Annotated in this window: 18 protein-coding genes; 1 reads left to right on the top strand and 17 read right to left on the bottom strand. The window is 37.2% G+C overall.

The window, feature by feature from the left end; genetic code table 11:
* Nucleotides 1-7: 7 nt before the first annotated feature.
* The 5 genes from ACMX9J_RS16230 to ACMX9J_RS16210 all read right to left on the bottom strand — a co-directional run bounded on the left by ACMX9J_RS16230 (nt 8) and on the right by ACMX9J_RS16210 (nt 6271).
* Nucleotides 8-1546 carry an FMN-binding glutamate synthase family protein gene (locus ACMX9J_RS16230; protein ID WP_416226060.1) on the bottom strand — a complete coding sequence of 513 codons (1539 nt, stop codon included), beginning with the start codon at nt 1544-1546 and terminating at the stop codon, nt 8-10.
* 85 nt (nt 1547-1631) lie between these two features.
* Nucleotides 1632-3353 carry a pyruvate oxidase gene (locus ACMX9J_RS16225; RefSeq protein ID WP_416226010.1) on the bottom strand — a complete coding sequence of 574 codons (1722 nt, stop codon included), beginning with the start codon at nt 3351-3353 and terminating at the stop codon, nt 1632-1634.
* A gap of 100 nt (nt 3354-3453) precedes the next feature.
* Nucleotides 3454-4221, bottom strand: coding sequence for a tyrosine-protein phosphatase (locus ACMX9J_RS16220; protein ID WP_338705309.1), 768 nt, complete (start codon nt 4219-4221; stop codon nt 3454-3456).
* Nucleotides 4222-4500: 279 nt separating this feature from the next.
* Nucleotides 4501-5253 carry a tyrosine-protein phosphatase gene (locus ACMX9J_RS16215; protein WP_416226009.1) on the bottom strand — a complete coding sequence of 251 codons (753 nt, stop codon included), beginning with the start codon at nt 5251-5253 and terminating at the stop codon, nt 4501-4503.
* Between the two features lie 238 nt (nt 5254-5491).
* Nucleotides 5492-6271, bottom strand: a complete 780-nt coding sequence (locus tag ACMX9J_RS16210; protein ID WP_416226008.1) for an SGNH/GDSL hydrolase family protein — start codon at nt 6269-6271, stop codon at nt 5492-5494.
* 196 nt (nt 6272-6467) lie between these two features.
* Between ACMX9J_RS16210 and ACMX9J_RS16205 the strand changes: the two genes are divergently transcribed.
* Nucleotides 6468-7418 (top strand): LytR family transcriptional regulator, encoded by a 951-nt coding sequence (locus ACMX9J_RS16205; RefSeq protein ID WP_416226007.1) that lies wholly within the window; start codon nt 6468-6470, stop codon nt 7416-7418.
* Nucleotides 7419-7469: 51 nt separating this feature from the next.
* Here the strand turns inward: ACMX9J_RS16205 and galU are convergent, their stop codons facing one another.
* From galU to ACMX9J_RS16145, 12 genes are all read right to left on the bottom strand, one after another.
* Nucleotides 7470-8351: a UTP--glucose-1-phosphate uridylyltransferase GalU gene (gene galU, locus ACMX9J_RS16200; RefSeq protein WP_042992268.1), complete on the bottom strand. Its 882-nt coding sequence runs from the start codon at nt 8349-8351 to the stop codon at nt 7470-7472.
* 46 nt (nt 8352-8397) lie between these two features.
* The gene (locus tag ACMX9J_RS16195) at nt 8398-9165 is read right to left on the bottom strand and encodes a tyrosine-protein phosphatase (protein WP_310876786.1); all 768 of its coding nucleotides are present in this window, start codon (nt 9163-9165) and stop codon (nt 8398-8400) included.
* A gap of 210 nt (nt 9166-9375) precedes the next feature.
* Nucleotides 9376-10050, bottom strand: a complete 675-nt coding sequence (locus ACMX9J_RS16190; protein ID WP_416226059.1) for a CpsD/CapB family tyrosine-protein kinase — start codon at nt 10048-10050, stop codon at nt 9376-9378.
* A 19-nt stretch (nt 10051-10069) separates the two neighbouring features.
* Nucleotides 10070-10828 carry a YveK family protein gene (locus ACMX9J_RS16185; protein WP_416226006.1) on the bottom strand — a complete coding sequence of 253 codons (759 nt, stop codon included), beginning with the start codon at nt 10826-10828 and terminating at the stop codon, nt 10070-10072.
* A gap of 120 nt (nt 10829-10948) precedes the next feature.
* Nucleotides 10949-12697: a phospho-sugar mutase gene (locus ACMX9J_RS16180; protein ID WP_416226005.1), complete on the bottom strand. Its 1749-nt coding sequence runs from the start codon at nt 12695-12697 to the stop codon at nt 10949-10951.
* Nucleotides 12657-13667, bottom strand: a complete 1011-nt coding sequence (gene manA, locus ACMX9J_RS16175) for a mannose-6-phosphate isomerase, class I (RefSeq protein ID WP_335402733.1) — start codon at nt 13665-13667, stop codon at nt 12657-12659. The genes ACMX9J_RS16180 and manA overlap by 41 nt, the downstream gene beginning before the upstream one ends.
* Before the next feature lie 17 nt (nt 13668-13684).
* On the bottom strand, nt 13685-14746 hold the full coding sequence (locus ACMX9J_RS16170; RefSeq protein WP_416226058.1) for a glycosyltransferase family protein: 1062 nt from the start codon (nt 14744-14746) through the stop codon (nt 13685-13687).
* Nucleotides 14747-14832: 86 nt separating this feature from the next.
* Nucleotides 14833-16221: a sugar phosphate nucleotidyltransferase gene (locus tag ACMX9J_RS16165; RefSeq protein ID WP_416226004.1), complete on the bottom strand. Its 1389-nt coding sequence runs from the start codon at nt 16219-16221 to the stop codon at nt 14833-14835.
* A 47-nt stretch (nt 16222-16268) separates the two neighbouring features.
* Nucleotides 16269-17600: a UDP-glucose/GDP-mannose dehydrogenase family protein gene (locus ACMX9J_RS16160; RefSeq protein WP_335402737.1), complete on the bottom strand. Its 1332-nt coding sequence runs from the start codon at nt 17598-17600 to the stop codon at nt 16269-16271.
* Nucleotides 17601-17625: 25 nt separating this feature from the next.
* A complete protein-coding gene (locus ACMX9J_RS16155) occupies nt 17626-18873 on the bottom strand; it encodes a glycosyltransferase family 4 protein (protein ID WP_416226003.1) in 1248 nt (415 codons plus the stop codon).
* On the bottom strand, nt 18870-19436 hold the full coding sequence (locus ACMX9J_RS16150; RefSeq protein WP_335403108.1) for a WcaF family extracellular polysaccharide biosynthesis acetyltransferase: 567 nt from the start codon (nt 19434-19436) through the stop codon (nt 18870-18872). The genes ACMX9J_RS16155 and ACMX9J_RS16150 overlap by 4 nt, the downstream gene beginning before the upstream one ends.
* Complete coding sequence (locus tag ACMX9J_RS16145; RefSeq protein ID WP_416226002.1) at nt 19433-20509, bottom strand: glycosyltransferase family 4 protein; 1077 nt, start codon at nt 20507-20509, stop codon at nt 19433-19435. The genes ACMX9J_RS16150 and ACMX9J_RS16145 overlap by 4 nt, the downstream gene beginning before the upstream one ends.
* Nucleotides 20510-20559 lie beyond the last annotated feature (50 nt).

Genomic DNA, 20559 nt, shown 5'->3' with positions numbered 1-20559 from the left:
AGCTTTTTTATACGTACATCTTTTCTTTTACAGAAATATCAGCTAACTGTCCGCTGCTGTTTTTGAACACCACGTGTTTTTTTGAAAACTTCGTTGGTGAATCAATGCCGGCAGCTGCTGCTAAATTAAACAACCCTTCACGTAATGACAGCACGTAGTTGCACACCCGATATGATTTTTCTTCAATAATAAGCGCTTTTTGCAGCTTTGGATCTGTTGTCGCTACGCCCACGGGACACCTGTTATTGTGACAAACCTGCGCTTGAATACAGCCAACGGAAAACATAAAGCCTCTGGCAATATTTACGCAGTCGGCACCCAGTGATAAAGCCGTCGCAATTTTATCAGCCGTTAACAGCTTCCCCGATGCAAAAAGCTTCACTTCATCACGAACGCCATACTTTTTAAGCAGTTCATCTACAAAAGGAAGTCCTGAAAACAGCGGTACCCCCGCTCCGTCCGCTAATTCTTGAAACGATGCGCCTGTTCCTCCTTCTGCTCCGTCAATCGTAATAAAGTCAGGACCGCTTCCGGTCTCTTTCATATACGCCGCCATTTCTTCAAGATCATTTGTGTTTCCTACAACCATTTTAATGCCTACTGGCTTGCCGCCCACATCTCGAAGCTTTTCAATAAACTGAAACATTTCAGGATACGACGCGAACTCTTTAAAACGATTTGGACTGTCTACCGATTCTCCTGGCTTTAAGTTGCGGATTTCTGCGATTTCTTCCGTTACTTTGGAACCGTCTACGTGACCGCCTCGCGTTTTGGCTCCTTGGGCGAGCTTAATTTCAAACGCTTTGATTTGCTTCATTTCACTTTTCTTTTTAAATTCTTCCCATGAAAATTCGCCTTCTTTTGTCCGAACGCCAAAAAGCCCAGGGCCAATTTGAAAAATAATATCGACGTTTCCTTTCAAATGATACGGTGACAGGCCTCCTTCTCCCGTGTTCATCCACGTGCCGCCTGCTCGTCCTAATCCTAGGGATAAAGCGGTAATCGCGTGGTCACCAAGCGCTCCAAAGCTCATGCCTGATTGACCGATTAATCCTTTTACAACAAAGGGATTTTTGCATGAAGGACCTATCACGACCGCATCTTCATCTCGCAAATAAAACGGATCCGCTTCTTTTTCTTCGCGGTGCTCTCTTCGGCTGAATAAGTTATCGGCGTCCATTTTATATACTTTCGTTTTAATTTTTGGCGTATTATCCGCTTTCATTTCATCGCGCTGCTTTGGAAACACCGCGTTTCGAATATAATAGCCCGGTTCGTTAAAATCACGCTCTGAGCCAAACCCCATCATTCGGTTGAGGTATTTACCTGACTTAACGGTTTGTTCATATTGATTTCTAGAAAACGGCTTGCCTTCGTTATTATTTAAAAATAAATACTGACGCAGTTCAGGCCCCATTTTCTCAAAAATATAGCGCATTTTCCCAAGCAGCGGATAGTTTCTCAAAACCGAATGCTCTTCTTGTTTTTCATCTTTCATCCAAAGAATAACAGCAATAATAACCGGCACTACAATCACAAGCATCATGACCGCACCAAAAATAAGTAAAATGACTTCAAACACTCCCATGATATCCCTCCTAAAAAGACTCTCCTGTAAGGAGAGTCACTGATTAAAGCATTCTGCTTAGTCCTTTTCGAAGCGGCGGCATTTCGAGCTCATGTTCTTTAAAGAACTTTTTCATGATGTGCTTCGAATAATTGGCCGCTTGTCCGAATGAAATTTTGCCTGGAAGCGGCGGTTCATCCGCAATAACGACATCAATTACCACAGGGACATTCGCAAGCGCTGCTTTTTCAAAAGCGGTTTCGAGCTCTTCGTATTTTTCAACGCGGTAGCCAATTCCTCCGCACGATTCAGCGAACTTCGCAAAGTTCATTTCACCGAGCTGCGTTTGATAATCCAAGTGACCTTGAATGGCTTGTTCGTATTTAATCATGCCGATTTCACTGTTATTAAGGACGACGACAACAATCGGCAGCTTGTACTTCACAGCCGTCACAAAATCTTGCATGACCATCGTAAAGCCTCCGTCACCGCAAACGGCTACCGATTGTTTTTCAGGATGAGCAAGCTTTCCTGCGATCGCAGCCGGAAGTCCGCAGCCCATCGTTGCCAGCCAGCTTGAAATGACAAATTTTTGATTTGTCATACGGAAATGTCTCGCCATCCATACCGTCACGTTCCCGACATCAACAGATACAATCGCATCATCGTCAACAATTTTTTGCAGCTTAGGAATGACTTGCTGCGGCTTGATTGGCGTACTCACTTCGTTTTCTTCTTTTTCTACGTGCTTCCACCAGTTTTCCATATTAACTTGACACTCTTCTAAGAAACGGCGGTTTTCTTGATAATCTAAATTATGCGCAAGCTGTGACAGCGTCGTTTTCGAGTCTCCGACTAAGCCAATCGATACAGGATAGCGTCTGCCAATTTGTGTGGCGTCAGAGTCCAGTTGAATCGCTTCAACCCCGTCCGGTAAAAACTCACGGTACGGAAACGATGTTCCCACCATAATCAATAAGTCGGTTTCTTCCATCGCTTCATACGCCGGCTTTGTCCCAATTTGACCGAGCTGCCCTAGGTTATAAGGATGATGATCAGGCAGTATCCCTTTACCCGGAAGCGTAAAGATAATTGGTGCCGCAATTTTTTCCGCAAACTGCGCTAATTCGAGCTTTGCGTGCTTTGCACCTGTTCCTGCTAAAATAACCGGTTTCTTTGCGTATTTAATGGCTAAAAGCGCTTTAGCTACATCTTCCGGGTCACTGTGAGAAATGCTTTTTGATACATTAGCAATTGGCGTTTTTGAATCAATTTTAATCGTTGAAGAAGGAATATCATCTGGAATAACTAAAACCGCGACGCCTTTTTTCGCGTAAGCCGTTCGAATCGCTTGCTGCAGCAGATGTGGAAATGATTCAGGTGAATCTACGCGGTGATTAAACACCGACACATCGTCAAAAACACGTTCTAAGTTCACTTCTTGAAACGATTCATTGCCAAGCTTCGCACGAGGCACCTGTCCGGCTAGCACTAGCACCGGTGCACCGTCTGCTTTAGCATCATACAAACCGTTTAATAGATGAATCGCACCCGGTCCTCCAATTGACAGACACACGCCGATTTTACCCGTGATTTTAGCGTAAGAAGATGCGGCAAGTGCGCCTACTTCCTCGTGACGGACTTGAATAAACTCAATTTCATCTTTTTCACTGCGCAGATTGTCCATAAAATGATTGATAGAATCTCCCGGCATACCGAAAATGTGATCGATCTTCCATTCTTTTAATACCGACATGGCTGCTTTGCCAGCTGTAGTTTTTATCATATTCAGCCTTCCTTTCTTTAACTTTGTTTCTATTCCATACCACAATGAAAGAAAGACAAAACAAGGAACTTTCCCGTTTTTATGGAAAAGTCCCTTGTTTTCAGCTGAATAATTTAAATAAACTAAATTTTTTCATCGGCTCAGGATCTAATTGATGCACCGGACGACCGTCGATAATCGCTTCTGCATTTTCAATAAAAAAATAAAGTTCTGACGCACCGTACATATCGGAAATGTAATCATACGCTTTTGAAAGTGAATAGTCGTGGTAATTGCGAGCATGAACGCCAGAGGCAATCACGTGGGCTAAGCGGTATTTAATAAACGTACAGGCCGCTTTTCTTTCTTTTTTTCCGTTTAAACCGAGAATACTAGCAGCGCTTAGCTGAACGAGCACGCCTTTTTTAACAAGCTCATACAAACGCTCAGGGTGATCTCGGAAAATCGGATGACATTCTGGTGAACGTAGAATAGGCACAACGCCTTTTGTGAGAAGATCATACAGCGTTTTTTCAAAATAAGGTGAGATATCATATTCAGGCAGTGAAAGAAACAAATATTTATCGGTGTGATTAAGCGTAAGAAGCTGATTTCGCTCATAGTTTCGCAGAAGTTGAGGCGATAAAGGGACAAGCTGACCTGGTAATACTTGTAGAGGAACACATGAATTTGTGAGCCATTCATTAGCTGCATTTACATAGAGAAATAAATGGTGTTTCATAAACTCTTGATCGCTGTCATAAAGAGGCGTCGCCACAACGGACTGAACGCCTTGATCCGCTAAGGAGCGTGCCATCTTCAAAAAGCCGTCTACTTCCTCAGGTCCGCTATCGATATTAGGTAATATGTACGTATGAATATCAATCACTTTATTTCCCTCCCTGCGTTTTGTATAGCTCTATTCTACGACGATTTCTAGTGTGAAACTATGTATTCTTCTCGACATTTACCTCCACGAACCCCGGAAAACCGCGTACTTTCCTGTCATCTACTTAACTGACAATATTTTACTATTTTTATTTATGAAAACGTAAACATAATTTGTAAAATAAATCCAAGTAATGATGATAAAAGAAGGGACTGAAATAGGTCTTTGTATGCAAATACCCCGATTAAACAGAAGTTAATCAGGGTACAAAGGGAAAAGTTAAAAAATTCCTAGAAATTTTGTTTTTTTGATGCGCTCAGGCTCTTGTTTATAAACAGCCTCCCCGTTCGCAATAGCCTCAGCATTTTCCATGAAATGATAGAGCTTACTGTTGCCGTATTTTTTAGAAACAGCAGAATAGGCTTTTTGCAGGCCGTACTGCTGGTAGTTTTCACGATTCACACCTGATGCAATCACGTGTGCTAATCCGTGATCAATGAACTGATAAGCTGCTTTTTTAGCTTTATTGCCGTTGCCGCCCAGCACACTTTGTGCAGACAGCTGAACGACTGCTCCATTTTTTACAAGCATATATAAGTTGGCAGGATTATCTATAAATAACGGATGGCATTCAGGTTCATTTAAGACCGGCACAACTCCCTTTAGCTGGAGCTCATATGCAATATTTTCTACTACTTCAATTTCCATATCTTGCGGAATCTCCAAAAACATATATTTTTCATTTTCATTTATAGTCATCTTATAGAAATCTTGATTAAACAAAGTCATATGATTGGTTGCAGTTACTTTTTGTCCCGGTAAAATAGTTAGTGAAATAGAAGCTTTTCGCAGGTATTCATTTGCAAATCCTACCGCTGATGTGCAGCTTGAAGCAGGTCCTTCATATTTAGGAGTCGCAACCACTTTTGTTATTCCTTGCTTCACTAGTGCGTCTGCCATCTGCAAAAGTTCATCGTGGCTTTTAGGTCCATTTTCCATCTCCGGCAAAATGTATGTATGTATGTCAATCATTCGTTTGTCTCCTCTTTCTATGTCTCAATTCATGGGTAATATTCCATAAATTATATTATAACATACGTACTGCACGAACTTTTCCACATACAGGAAGACATCTTCTTATGTGCATGTTTCGAGTCTAAAAAGCTATATTTCTGTCTTAAAATGCACAATTTCTTCATTTTTAGTTCATTATACCTATAAACATTTAAACAGATTAGCCGAAGAGGTAACCTGTTTGTTTCTATAATTCTTATGGTGAATTAGTAAAATACGCTTCCAAATACTGTGCCCATAGCTGCTCTCCCTTGTCATTAGGCTGACCAGAAGTTTCCCCTAAAAATGTTAAAATGTCTTTAGAACGATAATCCGGCCATACATTCCAATGATTAAGATACTCGTATCCATTTTCTTTAGAAAATTCCTCTAACGCCTTTACATCATTTGGATAATTTTCTGCTTTATATACAGGTGCTGATGGCTGTAGAATAGTAACTAGTTCACTATTTTTCTCTTTTAAACGGCTCATAATCACATTAATATTTTCTAGCGTATTATCGATACCTACTACTCCGTTATCATTTAATAGGAACGGCTCAAATAACAAAACGTCTGGCTTTTCATCCAAAATTTGTTTATAAGTTCCGTTGTTTATAAATTTCAACGTCGTCATATCTGAATATTCATATACTTGTGTATCCATTAAATCTTCACCATAAGTGCTTTTCAGGTTTTCCTTCAGTAAAGTCCCCCAAGTTTTCTGTACCTTTTCTTTAGGAGCAGAGCCTACAATCACTAGCTTCATAGGTTTTTTCGTTTTTTCTGCTTGCTCTATTTTTGCTATCACCGATTTCGGAAGGTTTTGCGTATACTGTTTCCACGAAGCTTCTTCACCTTCTACATAACTAGAATTTTCTATCTTGATTGGCCTTACCGCTGACTGCTCAGAAGCTTGGTGATTCCAATACATTTTACCCGCTACTAAAGATGCTATAAGCACAAGCAAAGCTAGAACATTGACCCATATTTTCATAAATTGTCTCCTCTACTATATCTTTCTTTTTTGCCTTTATTATAATATAATTTGAGAATAAGTGGATAAAAATAAGTCAATATGTCATATTTTTATAGGCTTTCTGTTACGTATAAAAAAGAGATAAGAATTAATGAAGTACATAAGTAGTTCATTTGTTTTATCAATATATTAAGCAAAGGAAGAGAAACCGATTATGACAGAGCCTCAAACTCGACGACGTAAAAGAAGAAAACCGAAGAAAAAACGCGCTTTAAAAATTACCATGGCCATTATTTTAGTACTAATTCTTGGAGTAGGAGCTTATGCTTATAGCATTTGGCATTCGGTTGAAAAGACTTTTACACAAACACATGAGCCATTAAACCGTGATGTTTCAGAGAAACGCTCAGAAAAAGTCTCATTTAGTAAGCGTGATCCGATCTCCATCCTGCTTCTAGGAGTAGATCAGCGCGCTGGAGATCGCGGCCGTTCAGATTCATTAATCTTAATGACGATAAATCCAAAAGATCAATCGATGAAAATGGTTAGTATCCCTCGTGATACACGTACAGAAATTGTAGGAAAAGGTACAACGGATAAGATTAACCATGCCTATGCATTTGGAGGCGTAGATATGGCTGTTAATACGGTAGAGAAATTCTTAGACGTGCCTGTGGATTATTACGTACAGGTTAACATGGAAAGCTTTAAAGACATTGTAGATGCAGTTGGAGGAGTTACAGTTAACAACGATCTGAACTTTGATTATGACGGATACAGCTTTAAAAAAGGAAAGCTTACGCTTGATGGAAAAGAAGCTCTTGCTTACTCACGTATGCGTAAACAAGATCCTCGCGGAGACTTTGGACGTCAAATGCGTCAGCGTCAAATTATCGAAGGAGTTATTGAAGAAGGAGCAAGCGTTCAATCTCTTGCTAATTACGGTACAATTCTAGATACAATCGGAACGAACGTTAGAACAAACCTTACATTTGATGATATGAAACAAATTCAGTCTAACTACAAAGATGCACGTCATAACGTAGAACAGCTGCAAGTGGATGGTAAAGGTGAAAAAATCGACGGCATTTACTACTATGCCGTATCAGATGCTACGCGCGAAGCGCTTTCTAGCAAGTTAAAACAGCATTTGAATCTTAACTAATAAAAAAAGTGATGAAGGAAACTTCATCACTTTTTTTATAAAAAATAAATGTTATGCGCGTACTTTTTCTTGCTTCAGCAACTCTTCCATAAATACAAGAAGATTTTCACGTAGATCTTCATGCTGAAGAGCAAATTCTAAAGATGTTTGAATAAAGCCTAACTTTTCTCCTACGTCATAACGTTTTCCTTCAAAATCGTAGGCAAATACGCGCTGAATTTCATTTAGCTTTTGAATCGCATCTGTTAACTGAATTTCACCGCCCGCTCCTACTTCCTGCTCTTCTAAGAACTTAAAGATTTCCGGTGTAAACACATAGCGGCCCATAATTGCTAGATTAGAAGGTGCAGTTCCTGGCGCTGGCTTTTCAACAAACGAATTAACCTGGTAACGGCGGCCTTTACTTGAAGTTGGATCAACAATACCATAGCGGTGCGTTTCATTATCAGCAACAGTTTGAACACCAATAACAGATGATAATGTTTGTTCGTATTCATCCATCAACTGACGTAAGCCCGGCGTTTCTGCTTGTACGATATCATCTCCTAACAATACCGCGAAAGGCTCATTGCCAATAAAGTTACGCGCACACCACACTGCGTGCCCTAATCCTTTTGGATCTTTTTGGCGAATGTAGTGAATTTCCACATTTGAAGACTGACGAACTTTCTCTAGCAGCTCAAACTTTCCTTTTTCAGCTAAGTTTTGCTCTAGCTCAGGTGCATTGTCAAAATGATCTTCAATTGCACGCTTGCCTTTACCAGTTACAATGATAATATCTTCAATACCTGATTCAATTGCCTCTTCGATAATATATTGAATCGTTGGCTTATCGACGATTGGAAGCATCTCTTTTGGCATGGCTTTTGTTGCTGGTAAAAATCGAGTTCCTAATCCTGCTGCTGGAATAATGGCCTTTTTAACTTTTTGCATGTTCATTTCTCCTTTTAGATACGTAGTTTAGTATAAATAAAGCACTTTAAAAGATGCCTAAAAACTTTTTCTTTTTAATCATCTCTGGGGGTTCTTTGTAACACATTTGACCCTGTATCACATACTGAGCATTTTCTAGAAACGTATATACTGTATCCTGTCCATACTCACTTTCTATAGCTTCTAAAGCTTCTCTCATATAAAACGAGCGGCCTTCAAGGTTATGAGCATCAGAGGATACAAAGTGCACGAGATTTGATTGAATTAGCTGATGAGAAAACTTTTTAATTTTTTTCCCAAAACGGCCTGTCACGCTTCCAGCTGTTACTTGAGCGAGAGCTCCATTCGTTATAAATTTATAGAGAAGATTAGGTTCTTCAAGCAAACGACTATTTCTTTCAGGGTGCACAATAATTGGAATTAACCCTTGTGATTGAATATCAAACAACAATCGCTCTGCATAATGCGGCACCTGACTAGATGGAAATTCTATAAATAAATATTTCCCTGTATCGTTAAGCGTCAAAATTTTATCTGCTTGGTAATCATCAAGGATCTCACCGTAAAGCCGTATTTCCTGTCCAGGTAAGATTGTTAATGGAATCTTTTCCTTCTTCAATAGCTCATTTAATTTCTGAACATATTGTACGATATCTTTTTTCTCATTAAGATATCGTCCATTCTGATGATGAGGTGTGGCTACAATTGTATAAATACCTTCTGAAACAGCTTTTCGAGCCATTTTTAAGCTTATCTCATCATTTAAAGCCCCATCATCTATACTAGATAGAATGTGACAATGTAAATCAATCATCTATTATCCTCCTTTCCAACACCCTATCTTAAGACCTGATTAAAGTAGTGTTATAGTAGCATATTTTTGTCGTTATTCCTATGTGTTTTTTGTTAAATTCTTCATATTTTAAAATTTTCATTTGCTAGATTCATATATAAATAAGACCTCGAAACGATTACGTTCCGAGGTCTTATTTCATATAACCAAGATCTAAAATACACAAAAAAATTAGTTACTTCCATAATAATAATAGTAGTTTCCACTGTCTGCTTTACGGTTATTTAACACTGCGCCAAGCAGCTTTGACTTTGCATGAACTAACAACTCTTTTGCTTTCAAAGCCGCTTCTTTTTCTGTTTTCCCGCTGCTTACTATTAAAATAGAAGCATCTAATTGATTTGCTAAAATTTGCGCATCCGCGACCGCTAAGATAGGAGGCGTATCAAAAATAATCATATCAAACTGCTGCTTCATTTCTTTCAACAGCTCTTCCATTTGAGAAGAGGCAAGAAGCTCAGACGGATTTGGTGGAACAGGGCCACTTGTTAAAACATACAGATCACTAACTTCTGTCCCCTGAACCGCTTGTCCCAAACTAGACTGTCTGGTTAGAACGTTTGTAAGACCACTGTGGTTTTCTAAATGGAATGTGTAATGAGCCGTCGGCTTGCGTAAATCCGCATCAACTAATAATACCTTTAATCCCTGCTGAGCATAAACAGCTGCTAAATTTGAAGCAGTAGTTGATTTGCCTTCAGCAGTTCCGCTCGAAGTTAAAAGCAGCGACTTAATATCTTGATCTACACCTGAAAACTGAATATTTGTACGAATTGTACGATATTGTTCAGCAACCGGATCTTTTGGACTGTTATGCGCAAGAAGTCGTCGTTTTAATGTTAGCATCTTATCATTTTTGTTTTCTTTACGAGCCAAATGTCTCACCTCTTTGCGGTACACGAGCCTTCATATCAGGACGCTGTATGTTTGTTGCTTTAGGTACGTCCTTAATATTTGTAATGACACCCATTACTGGAAGCTCCAGAATATTTTCAATATCTTGCTCTGTTTTAACCGTATTATCTAAGTACTCTAATAAGAACGATAATCCGATACCTACCATTAAACCTACCACCAACGCAATTGCAATATTTAAGACAGGCTGGGGTTTGACGGGGCTTTTACTTGCTGCAAGATCCGCCTTGGATAGAATACTAACATTATCAATATTCATATTCATAATCTTAGGTACTTTTTGTTGAAAAACGGATGCTGTCGTATTAGCAATTTCCGTTGCACGCTTTGCATTTGTGTCTTGAACGGTAATTAGAGCAACCTGCGAGTTTTGAGCACTGGTTACTTGGATTTGTCCGCTTAAAGATTTGGCTGAACCCTCTAATTTTAGCTTCTCAATAACTGTATCTAAAATAGCGGGGCTTTTGATAATATCGTTATACGTGCTAATTAATTGAACATTGGTTTGCACAGCCCCTGCATTATACAACTGTTGCTCTGACTTTGCCTGATTTACAAGAATTTGCGTGCTTGTTTGATATACAGGTGTTAATATAAAAAAGCTAATAACTGCACTAATGGTTGCTGCGACAATTGCTATTAACGCAATAAGCCACAAACGCTTACGCAATACTTGAAACAAATCTCGCAAACTAATTGTTTCTTCCATGATTGACCTCCGAACGTAATAGCTTGTAGTAACATAGACATACCTTTCATTATACTTGACAAAATATACAATTACTATATGCTTTCGTCAATATAGTCATTATTTTACTACTTGTTTCTTTTATATCGGTGTCGATAAAAGATTGTTTACACTTTCCATTACTTTTTCCTCTAATATTTTTAGAGCTTTTTCACTTTCTGTTAACGAACCTTTCTTCACACCGAAATAGAACTTTGCTTTTGGTTCTGTCCCAGAAGGGCGGATCGTAAACCAAGAGCCATCTTCTAAATGATATTTCAGTACATTTGACTTTGGCAGCTGAATAGCTTCAACAGTTTGATTTACCATGTTTTTTCTTTCACTAATAAGATAATCCTCGACAGTAGCTACTCTTAAATTAGCAACTTGTGTTAGAGGATTAAGACGAAACTCAGTTAAGATACTAGCAATCTGTTCCGAGCCATCTTTTCCTTTTAAGGTTAAAGACTGCAGGGATTCTTTATAAAATCCATATGTTTCAAAGATTTCTACTAAACCGTCATGTAATGATTTACCTTGCGCTTTATAATATGCTGCAACTTCAGCCGCAAAAACTGCAGACTGAACAGCGTCTTTATCACGCACAAAGTCACCAATCAAATAACCATAGCTTTCTTCATATCCGAATTGAAATTGATATTCTTTTGTCTGCTCAAATTCATTAATTTTTTCACCAATGAATTTAAAGCCTGTTAATGTATCAATGGTTATTAGACCAAAGCTCGAAGCAATGGTACGCCCAATTTCAGATGTCACAATTGTTTTTAACACAATTCCATTTTCAGGTAAAGTACCTTGTTGTTTCTTTTGTTTTAATAAATAGTGAAGCATTAAAGCTCCCATCTGATTTCCTGTTAGTACTACGTAATCACCTTTTTCGTTCTTCACAGCAACTCCTAATCGATCGGCATCAGGGTCTGTTCCCATAAGAATATCAGCATCAATTTCTTTACCATATTGGATAGCTAATTCAAAAGCCTCATGTTCTTCGGGATTAGGTGATGTTACCGTTGAAAAATTAGCATCAGGAAGCTCTTGTTCTTTTACAACTGTCACATTCGTAAAACCAAATGCTTTTAACCCATCACGAACAGGTTTATTAGCTGTGCCGTGTAAAGGTGTAAAGACAATTTTTAAGTCCTTCCCTACTTCTTCAACAATTTCACGATTTAACTGAATTGTCTGCAGTTGTTCAATATAAGCAGCATCTACTTCTTCGCCGATGTAAGTTAACAAATCGTTTTGAAGAACCTCTTGCTCTTCTTGAACAGGAATGGTTAACTCATTTTCCACTGCGTTCACATATGAAATAATAGTGTCAGCAGCAGCTGGAGGAAGCTGTCCTCCATCTTCTCCATACACTTTGTACCCATTATACTCAGGAGGATTATGGCTTGCTGTAATAACAATACCAGCAAAAGCATGTAAATAGCGAACCGCAAAGGATAATTCAGGCGTTGGACGCAACTCCTTAAAAATATATGTCTTAATACCATGTTGTCCTAATACTTTCGCTACTTCTAGTGCAAATTCAGGAGATTTATGGCGAGAGTCATAGGCCACAACCACTCCTCGATCCTTAGCTTTTTCTCCGTTTTCTTCTATATAAGAGGCTAACCCTTCTGTTGCTTTACGAATCATGTAGATGTTCAAACGATTTGTCCCCGGACCAAGCTCTCCTCGCATTCCACCCGTTCCAAACTCCAAATTTTTATAGAAAGCATCTTCTGCTTTTTTTGAGTTTTCTTTCATTGTTAGTAATTCATCTTTTAATTCTTTGTTCAAATCATCAAACGTTAGCCACTTGTCTAGCTGTGCTTTCCACGTCACGTTGACGACCTCCTTTACTATTAGGATGCGAAGCTATCAACTGAACATTACCCGTAATCGTGAATGACTGCATTTGATTTGGAATAATAAAATGATCCCCTAAACTAATTAAAAATTCTTCACCTTCAGAAATTATTTTACCTTCACCGCTGATAACACTTGCTAATGTGAAATGGGCTTCCTGAGTTAATGACAGAGAACTTTTAATATCCCACTTGTATACGGTAAAATAATCTTCCTCAACAAACGTTGTGATACTACCTCCAGAGGTTTTTGCAATTGCAGGCTCTATATTTACCGCAGCATGTGGAACAGTCGTTACTTCGATTGCTTTGTTTAAATGAAGCTCTCTGAGCTGGCCGTCTTGTCCAGGACGATTGTAGTCATAGACGCGATATGTAGTGTCTGAGCTTTGCTGCGTTTCTAGGACAAGCGTCCCTTTACATAAAGCATGTATTGTTCCACTAGGTACATAGAAGAAATCACCCGGCTTAATCTTTACTCTTTGCAACAAACTTTCCCAATTTCCTTCTTCAATTAAATGGATAAATTCTTCTTTAGATTTAGCATGATGTCCAAAGATTATATCTGCATTAGCGTCACAATCAATAATATACCAACATTCTGTCTTACCAAGCTCTCCATTCTCAAATTCACTTGCATATTCATTATTTGGATGCACCTGTACAGATAAATCATCATTGGCATCCAAAATTTTTGTTAAAAGCGGAAAACGGTCACTTTCAAAATGACCAAACAGATCAGGACATTCTTCCCATAACTCTCCTAATGACTTTCCTGCTAATTCTCCGTAACGAACAATGCTTTGACCATTTTGATGAGCTGAAATTGCCCAACACTCCCCCGTTTGAGAATAAGGAATATTATACCCGTACTTTTTCTTTAACTCTACTCCCCCCCAAATGCGTTTTTGAAACAGAGGAGTTAAATAGATGGGTGCTTTTTTCATAATTTCAAATGAACCCCTTACTTACTGTTTATTTTTTTTATTATCTCTTTAGCAATACTGAGTGTTTCGTTTTGATATCGGGTGCCACTTTGTTTTCTACACTTATTAATGAGATTATCGGTTACCACTATTGACTGTAATTCTTCCCAATTTATTAACTCACATAGATTATGTTTAGTTAAATAATCAGTCGTATTTTTATCCTCTTTCATACTGCTACGATTCATAACTAGGAGTGGCACTCCAGCACAGATTGCTTCACTAATCGTTCCCCATCCAGCTTTTGTTATAACAAGGTCAGCTGCAGCTACATGGTACTGCGTTTCTGTTTCGTTTTTGGGAATTTTATATACATTTGAATGCTGGATATTTAAGTTAGATGAAACAATAAATTTGCAGTTTGAACTTTTCCATATAGGAAGTTCACTAAGTTTTTCAACATCTACTTTCATACCTAAACCGAAATAGATGATACGGCTTTTGCCTATAGGATCAATGTGCTTGCGAATACGCTGCACTTCTAGATTGTCTATGTTTCTCGAATAAAACCCAAAACTTTGTTTTTCTTCTATAATCCAATTACCCTCTGCGCTACATGCTAATGAGAACCAATACATCATCTTTTTATATTGCTGTTTTAGAAAAGAAAGTAACTCATCTTCTACTAACCCCTCATAGGCAGTAAACCATGTAAAATTCGATATTCCTAAGCATGGAATATCGGAGGCTGACGCACTAGCAATTCCTAAAGGTGAGATATCCGATATGACAAAAGAGATTTTTGCTTTCTCCATGAAGGCACTTTCCTCTTCAACTCTTGTATCGAAGCTTGAAACATAGGAAACAAGTTTGTGGTTTAACAAATTTTTATCGGGCTCTAACGAATTTTCTTTTAAAATATAACCTATGTCTGTTGAAACATTCCGAAACTGTACGCGCTGCTCATTCTTAAATGATTGCTGAAGAAAGCGAATAGCAAACGAATGACAAATAATAATCTTAATTTGCTCATTCTGTTTTAGTAATTCACGAATAATGGCAGTGCTTCTGGTAGCGTGCCCATATCCATAATCTGAAATATAATAAGCTATTGTTTCCAGTCAGCGGCACCTCCCTGTTTGTTCATACAATTAGAATCCTTTATCATTAAGGAAACTTCTTCCTCTTACAAAATCACTTGTGGTCTAGATAATTGGAATTGTTTGATTACCTCGTTCCAATCGTAAATTAGACGAATACTGTCTTCATTTGAAATTACTTTTCCTGTTTGTACTTCAATAAATTCTAGATCACTAAGCGCACGAATACCATGCTTTTTACCAGCAGGCAAATGAATAATATCTCCTGCCTTTACACGACGAATATAGTCATCCAAAGCAAGTTCCCCTTCACCTCTTACAATTGTCCATACTTCATCACGTATGTTGTGATAATGATAAGTAGAATTCTTTCCTTTAGAAATGTGAATGCGTTTCGTGACCATTTCAGTTTCTTCATCATACTTCGCATAATCTAAGACACGCGACCATCCCCAAATACGTTCTTCATACATTGGAGGATAGTTCCAGTCCCCGATGATTTCTTTGATTTTAGGGCTTGATGCTTTATCTGCAACTAAAATACCATCTGGGCTTGCTGCCACAATTACATCTTTTACACCTAGTACTGTCACAGGAATATCTAGCTCATTGACTAAATGTGTATTAGCGGAATCTTCAGTGAGGACACCTTTTCCAATTTGAGAAGTGACCATTTCTTCTGTTAGTGTATTCCATGTCCCAAGGTCTTTCCAATATCCATCATAAGGGAGAGCTACGATATGATTGGCTTTTTCGACAATTTCATAATCAAAACTAATCTTAGGCAATGTTGTATATTCTTTATACAGTGTTTCAAATTGAAGAGGTAAGTTTTTTTCTTCTAAAATCTTAAGTAAATATCCCAGTTTGAATGCAAAAACGCCGCAATTCCAAAGAGCGCGCTGTTTAATTAACTCCACGGCTGCTTCTTCAGTCGGCTTTTCTGTAAAACATTCTACTTTGAAATGACTATAATCATCTACTTTATACTCAGGCACAATATATCCATATTTAGAAGAAGGGTAGGTAGGTGTTACCCCCATTAAAGCTAAATCTGCATTAGAATCACGAAGGGCAATTTCTAAATCTTTCACTCTTTCAAAAAATCCATCTTCTACGTAAGGATCAACTGGTAAAACCACTATGATTTCGTTTTCTAATGCATGTTTTTCAGAATGAAGATAAGAAGCCGCTAGCGCAATAGCTGGAAACGTATCACGACGCTCAGGTTCAATAATAAGCGGAATGTCTATGCCCACCTGTCCTTGAATCATATCACGCTGAAGCTTAGACGTGGCAATAACTGTAGATTCATGTAAGCCGACTTCTTTAATCTGATTCCATACACGCTGAACCATTGACTCTTTGCTTCCATCTCGCCCTTCTAGGACTTTTAAAAACTGCTTGGAACGCGTATCATTTGATAATGGCCATAGACGTTTACCAGATCCACCAGATAATAAGACAAGTTTCATTAATTTCCCTCCAAATAAAAGATCTGTTTATTTACACTTAGCGTGGATTATTTTAAGACTGACTGCGTTTCTTCTACATAAATAGTTTTTCTTCCAACTGAGTGATATTCAATGTTGTATTGCTCCATATCTTCTAGGTCGTAACAATTTCGCCCATCAAAAATCACAGCATGTTTCATATGCTGTTTATATACGTCTCTATTTAACTCCTTGAATTCGGTCCAATCTGTCAAAATAAATACAGCATCAACACCTTGAATTGCCTGTTCTAAAGTATCAGTAAACTCAACAGCTCCTGGTAAGATTCGTTTAGCATTATCAGTCGCAATTGGATCATAAGCCGTAACCTTGGCACCTTCTTCAATTAAATGCTGAGAAACAACAATGGAAGCTGCTTCACGCATGTCATCTGTGTTTGGTTTAAATGCCAAACCTAATATGGCAATTTTCTTTCCATCTAAGCTTCCGAAACGAGTTTTTGCTTTGACTACTAACAAATCTTGCTGTTTATTATTGACTTCAATAACTGCTTTTAACAGCTTAAAATCGTGATGAATATTCGCGGCAATTTGTGTTAAAGCTTTGGTATCTTTAGGAAAACATGATCCCCCGTACCCAATACCTGCTTGTAAAAACATTCCTCCGATACGTTGATCCATTCCCATACCTCTAGATACACTTTCGATATTAGCTCCAAGCTTTTCACAAATATTAGAAATTTCATTAACAAAACTAATTTTTGTGGCTAAAAATGCATTAGAAGCATATTTAATCATTTCAGCACTTTTAATATCTGTTTTATATATCGGAATACCAAAAGGCTTATTAATCTCTTCTATTAAGTTAGAAGCCTCTGCACTTTCCGCTCCAATAACAATGCGATCGCCATGAAATGTATCATGTACAGACGAACCTTCTCGTAAGAACTCTGGATTAGAAACAACTTCCACTCGAATGTTTTCAGGAATGTGTTTTACTAACAAGCTTTTAATATAATCATTTGTCCCAACAGGTACCGTGCTCTTTGTGACAACAACAACATCATGCTTAACGTGATCTGTAATATCTTTTACTACTTGTTCAATAAAGACTAAATTTGCTGATCCATCTTCCTTCTCGGGTGTGCCGACAGCTATATAAATAGCTTCTGCTTTAGCAAATCCCTCTTCGTGTTCAGTTGTAAAGCGCAGTCTTCCCTCTTCTATATTGTGAATCATTAACTCTTCTAAGCCTGGTTCATAAATAGGGGAAATACCTCGTCTCATCTTTTGTACTTTATTTTCGTTGATATCAATACATACTACATCATGACCGATGTGTGACAGAGCTACCCCCGTTACTAACCCAACATAACCCGTGCCTACAACTGCAATTTTCATTTTCAAGTACCCCTTCACATTTTATTTAAGATTGTAAAACATCATTTAGGGTTTCCCGGTATTTGTTAATTGAAATATCTCTCTTTAGATGTTGATCCAAATAATCCCGGCCGTTAAATCCTAAATTTAACAATTTATCTTTTTCTAGTTTATATAAGTATTCAATTTGCGCAGTAATCCCTTCATAATCTTGAGGTTCTACAACAACACCACATTTACTTTTCTCAATCAGCATTTGAGCTTCGCTTCCTTGCTCTAACACACCTAAAATAGGTTTACCAGCGGCCATAACTCCATAAATTTTACTGGGCACAGATACACCTTTAATACCCTTTTGATTAACAACTAAATGTACATCTCCAGCATTTAAAGAATATTTAATAAATTCCTTCGGTTGATAAGGTAGAAAGTAAACGTTGCTGATTTTATTTTCTTCTACAAATAGTTGCATTTTTTGCTTAACCGCACCTTCTCCAATAAAAACAAATGCGAGGTTTTCGTAATCTTCGAAATACTTAGTTATCTTTATAATATTTTCCAAATCATAATAAAGGCCAATATTTCCTGAGTACATAATAATAAATTTATTGCTTAAGTTATTTTTATTAAGGAAATTTTGAATATGATTATCTTCTTTAGACAAAGGAAGAATTTCAGCTTCATTTGTCCAGTTATTAATCACCACATGATGAGGAATTTTTTTATTCTCAAAGCGCTTTTTTAATGTTTCACTCATGTCATTTCCAACAACAATAACACAGTCCGAATACCTGCAATTTAGCATATCTAATTGCTTAGCAAATTTAAAAATGTATTGTTTATTCGTATAGCTAACAGCAGCGGCTTGCTCCGGATTAAAATCCTGGATATTGTAGATATGCTTAGATTTTTTAAAGAATTTACCAATAGTACCAATTAACCCACCCAATATAGGAGGCTGTGAAATTGTATAAATTGCGTCTATGCCTTTTTCCTTCCACAAAGCAAGGTTTGCTAATACAAAATAAGAGAATATATAACTCATTCTACTCACCTTAGATGTCTTATCGACTTTTGGTAAACGAATACGAATGACTTTTATATTCTCTAAATAATCCCTTTGAAATAATTTAGTAGTTTTAGCTTGCTCACCTGCATAACCGGGTTGAGCTGCTATTACAACGATTTCAAAATCATCTTGAAGGTCTAAACATAACTCAGTAAGCAACTGTCCAGTTGATGCAAGGTCTGGATAAAAGTAATTAATAACAAAAGCAATTTTTTTCTTCTTCACAATAATTCATCTTCCTCTTCCTCACAGCGTTTTTTTACATATATTGCAGGTGTGCCTGCATGTACTTCGTTAGCAGGAACATCTTTTATAACGGTACTTCTTGCAGCTACAACAGCTGCTTCGTTAATGGTAACACCCGGATGCACAAAAACATCACTTGCTAACCATGCTCCACCCTTCACAAATATAGGTTGAGTAACTAGACTAAAATATGGATCATTAATTTTGTGGCTTCCTGTACATAGATATGATTTCTGAGATATTACACAATTCTCCCCAACAAAAATACTGTCTAGACTGTAGAATACTACATCATCTCCAATCCAAGAGTGGTGTGATATAGATATCTTCCAAGGATAAGTAAATTTGGCAGTAGATCGAATTTTAACACCTCTACCAATCTTAGCTCCGAATAATCTTAATAAAAATCTTCTCCACCCATACATATTATGAATAGAGTATCTAAATAGGGTTCCTTGTATAAACCACCAAAGTATCACTACTAATCCATTTTTACCACGATCATAATCATCTTGATTGTATTTTGATAAATCAACTTTCATTTTTCTAATACCTCATCAAAAATACTTTGGATTCTTTCAAGATAGTGAATTTCTCGAAACTTTTCCAAAGTAACCTTTCTATTTTCTCTTGCGAATGAAATTAGAGTATCTTTATTTAATAGCATATGGTTTAAACAATTAACAATTTCATCTGGAGCTTTTGGGTTGATTAAAAATCCATTATTCTCATTGACTATATCAGGTATACCTGCATGACTTGTTGTTAATATCATTAAACCATTTCCCATTGCTTCAATAATTGATATAGGCTGACCTTCATTCGGGTAATAGGTAGGTAGCACAAAAATATTTGACTGCATTAATAAAGTTTTTTTATGTGCACCTCTAACAACTCCATGATATTTAACAACGCTTTGCAATCTATTTTCTTCAATAAATTGCATAAAATCTACCTCATCCTTTTTTTCGAAAAAAGCTCCTGCAAAATGGAATAATACTTGTTGGTCTTTAAAGTTGGATGCAGCTTTCAACACTTCCTTATAGCCCTTAGATTCAATAAAATTACTCAGGTATAATACTTCAATTTTATCTTTATTTTTTATAGTTGCTAGTTTATCCTTAAATTCATCATCACTCATTATACTAGAGTCCTCGATATAGTTTTCACAAACTCTAACCTTTTCTGGATTAATAACATCTACAAATAATTTTTTTAGTCCGTTACTTAAAGCTATCATTATATCAATCTTAGATATTAAAACTTTATTAATTTTCTTTTGAAAAATATTCATTTTATCGTAAAGTTTTTTATAATAGCCACCGTGATAATGAATAACTACTTTTTTCTTTTTAATAAGGATTAATTTGAGTATTAGCATATCTCTTAAGTTTCCAAACAATGATTGAGAAATTGTAAAATAGTACAAATCAGCATCCGTTTTAACAATCTTAAAGAGGTTACTTATTATTCTTTTATTATTTTTAATATCTATGTTTTCCACTACATATTTTTCTTTTATTTCTTCACTATTTACTATAGTCTGTAAAGCAATTGACAAGCCGTGCAACGGTGGGGGGAATTGCCCAATTATACATACTCTATTTTTAGTCACCTAAACCTACCTACTTTTTAAAAAATAATATAAAACAAAAGTCAAAGATT

This window comes from Priestia sp. RMT2NF4, from assembly GCF_047872835.1.
In the GTDB taxonomy this organism is placed as follows: Bacteria; Bacillota; Bacilli; order Bacillales; family Bacillaceae_H; genus Priestia; species Priestia zanthoxyli.
Note: the sequence above shows the minus strand (reverse complement) of the source record. Positions and strands in the feature narration are given on the sequence as shown.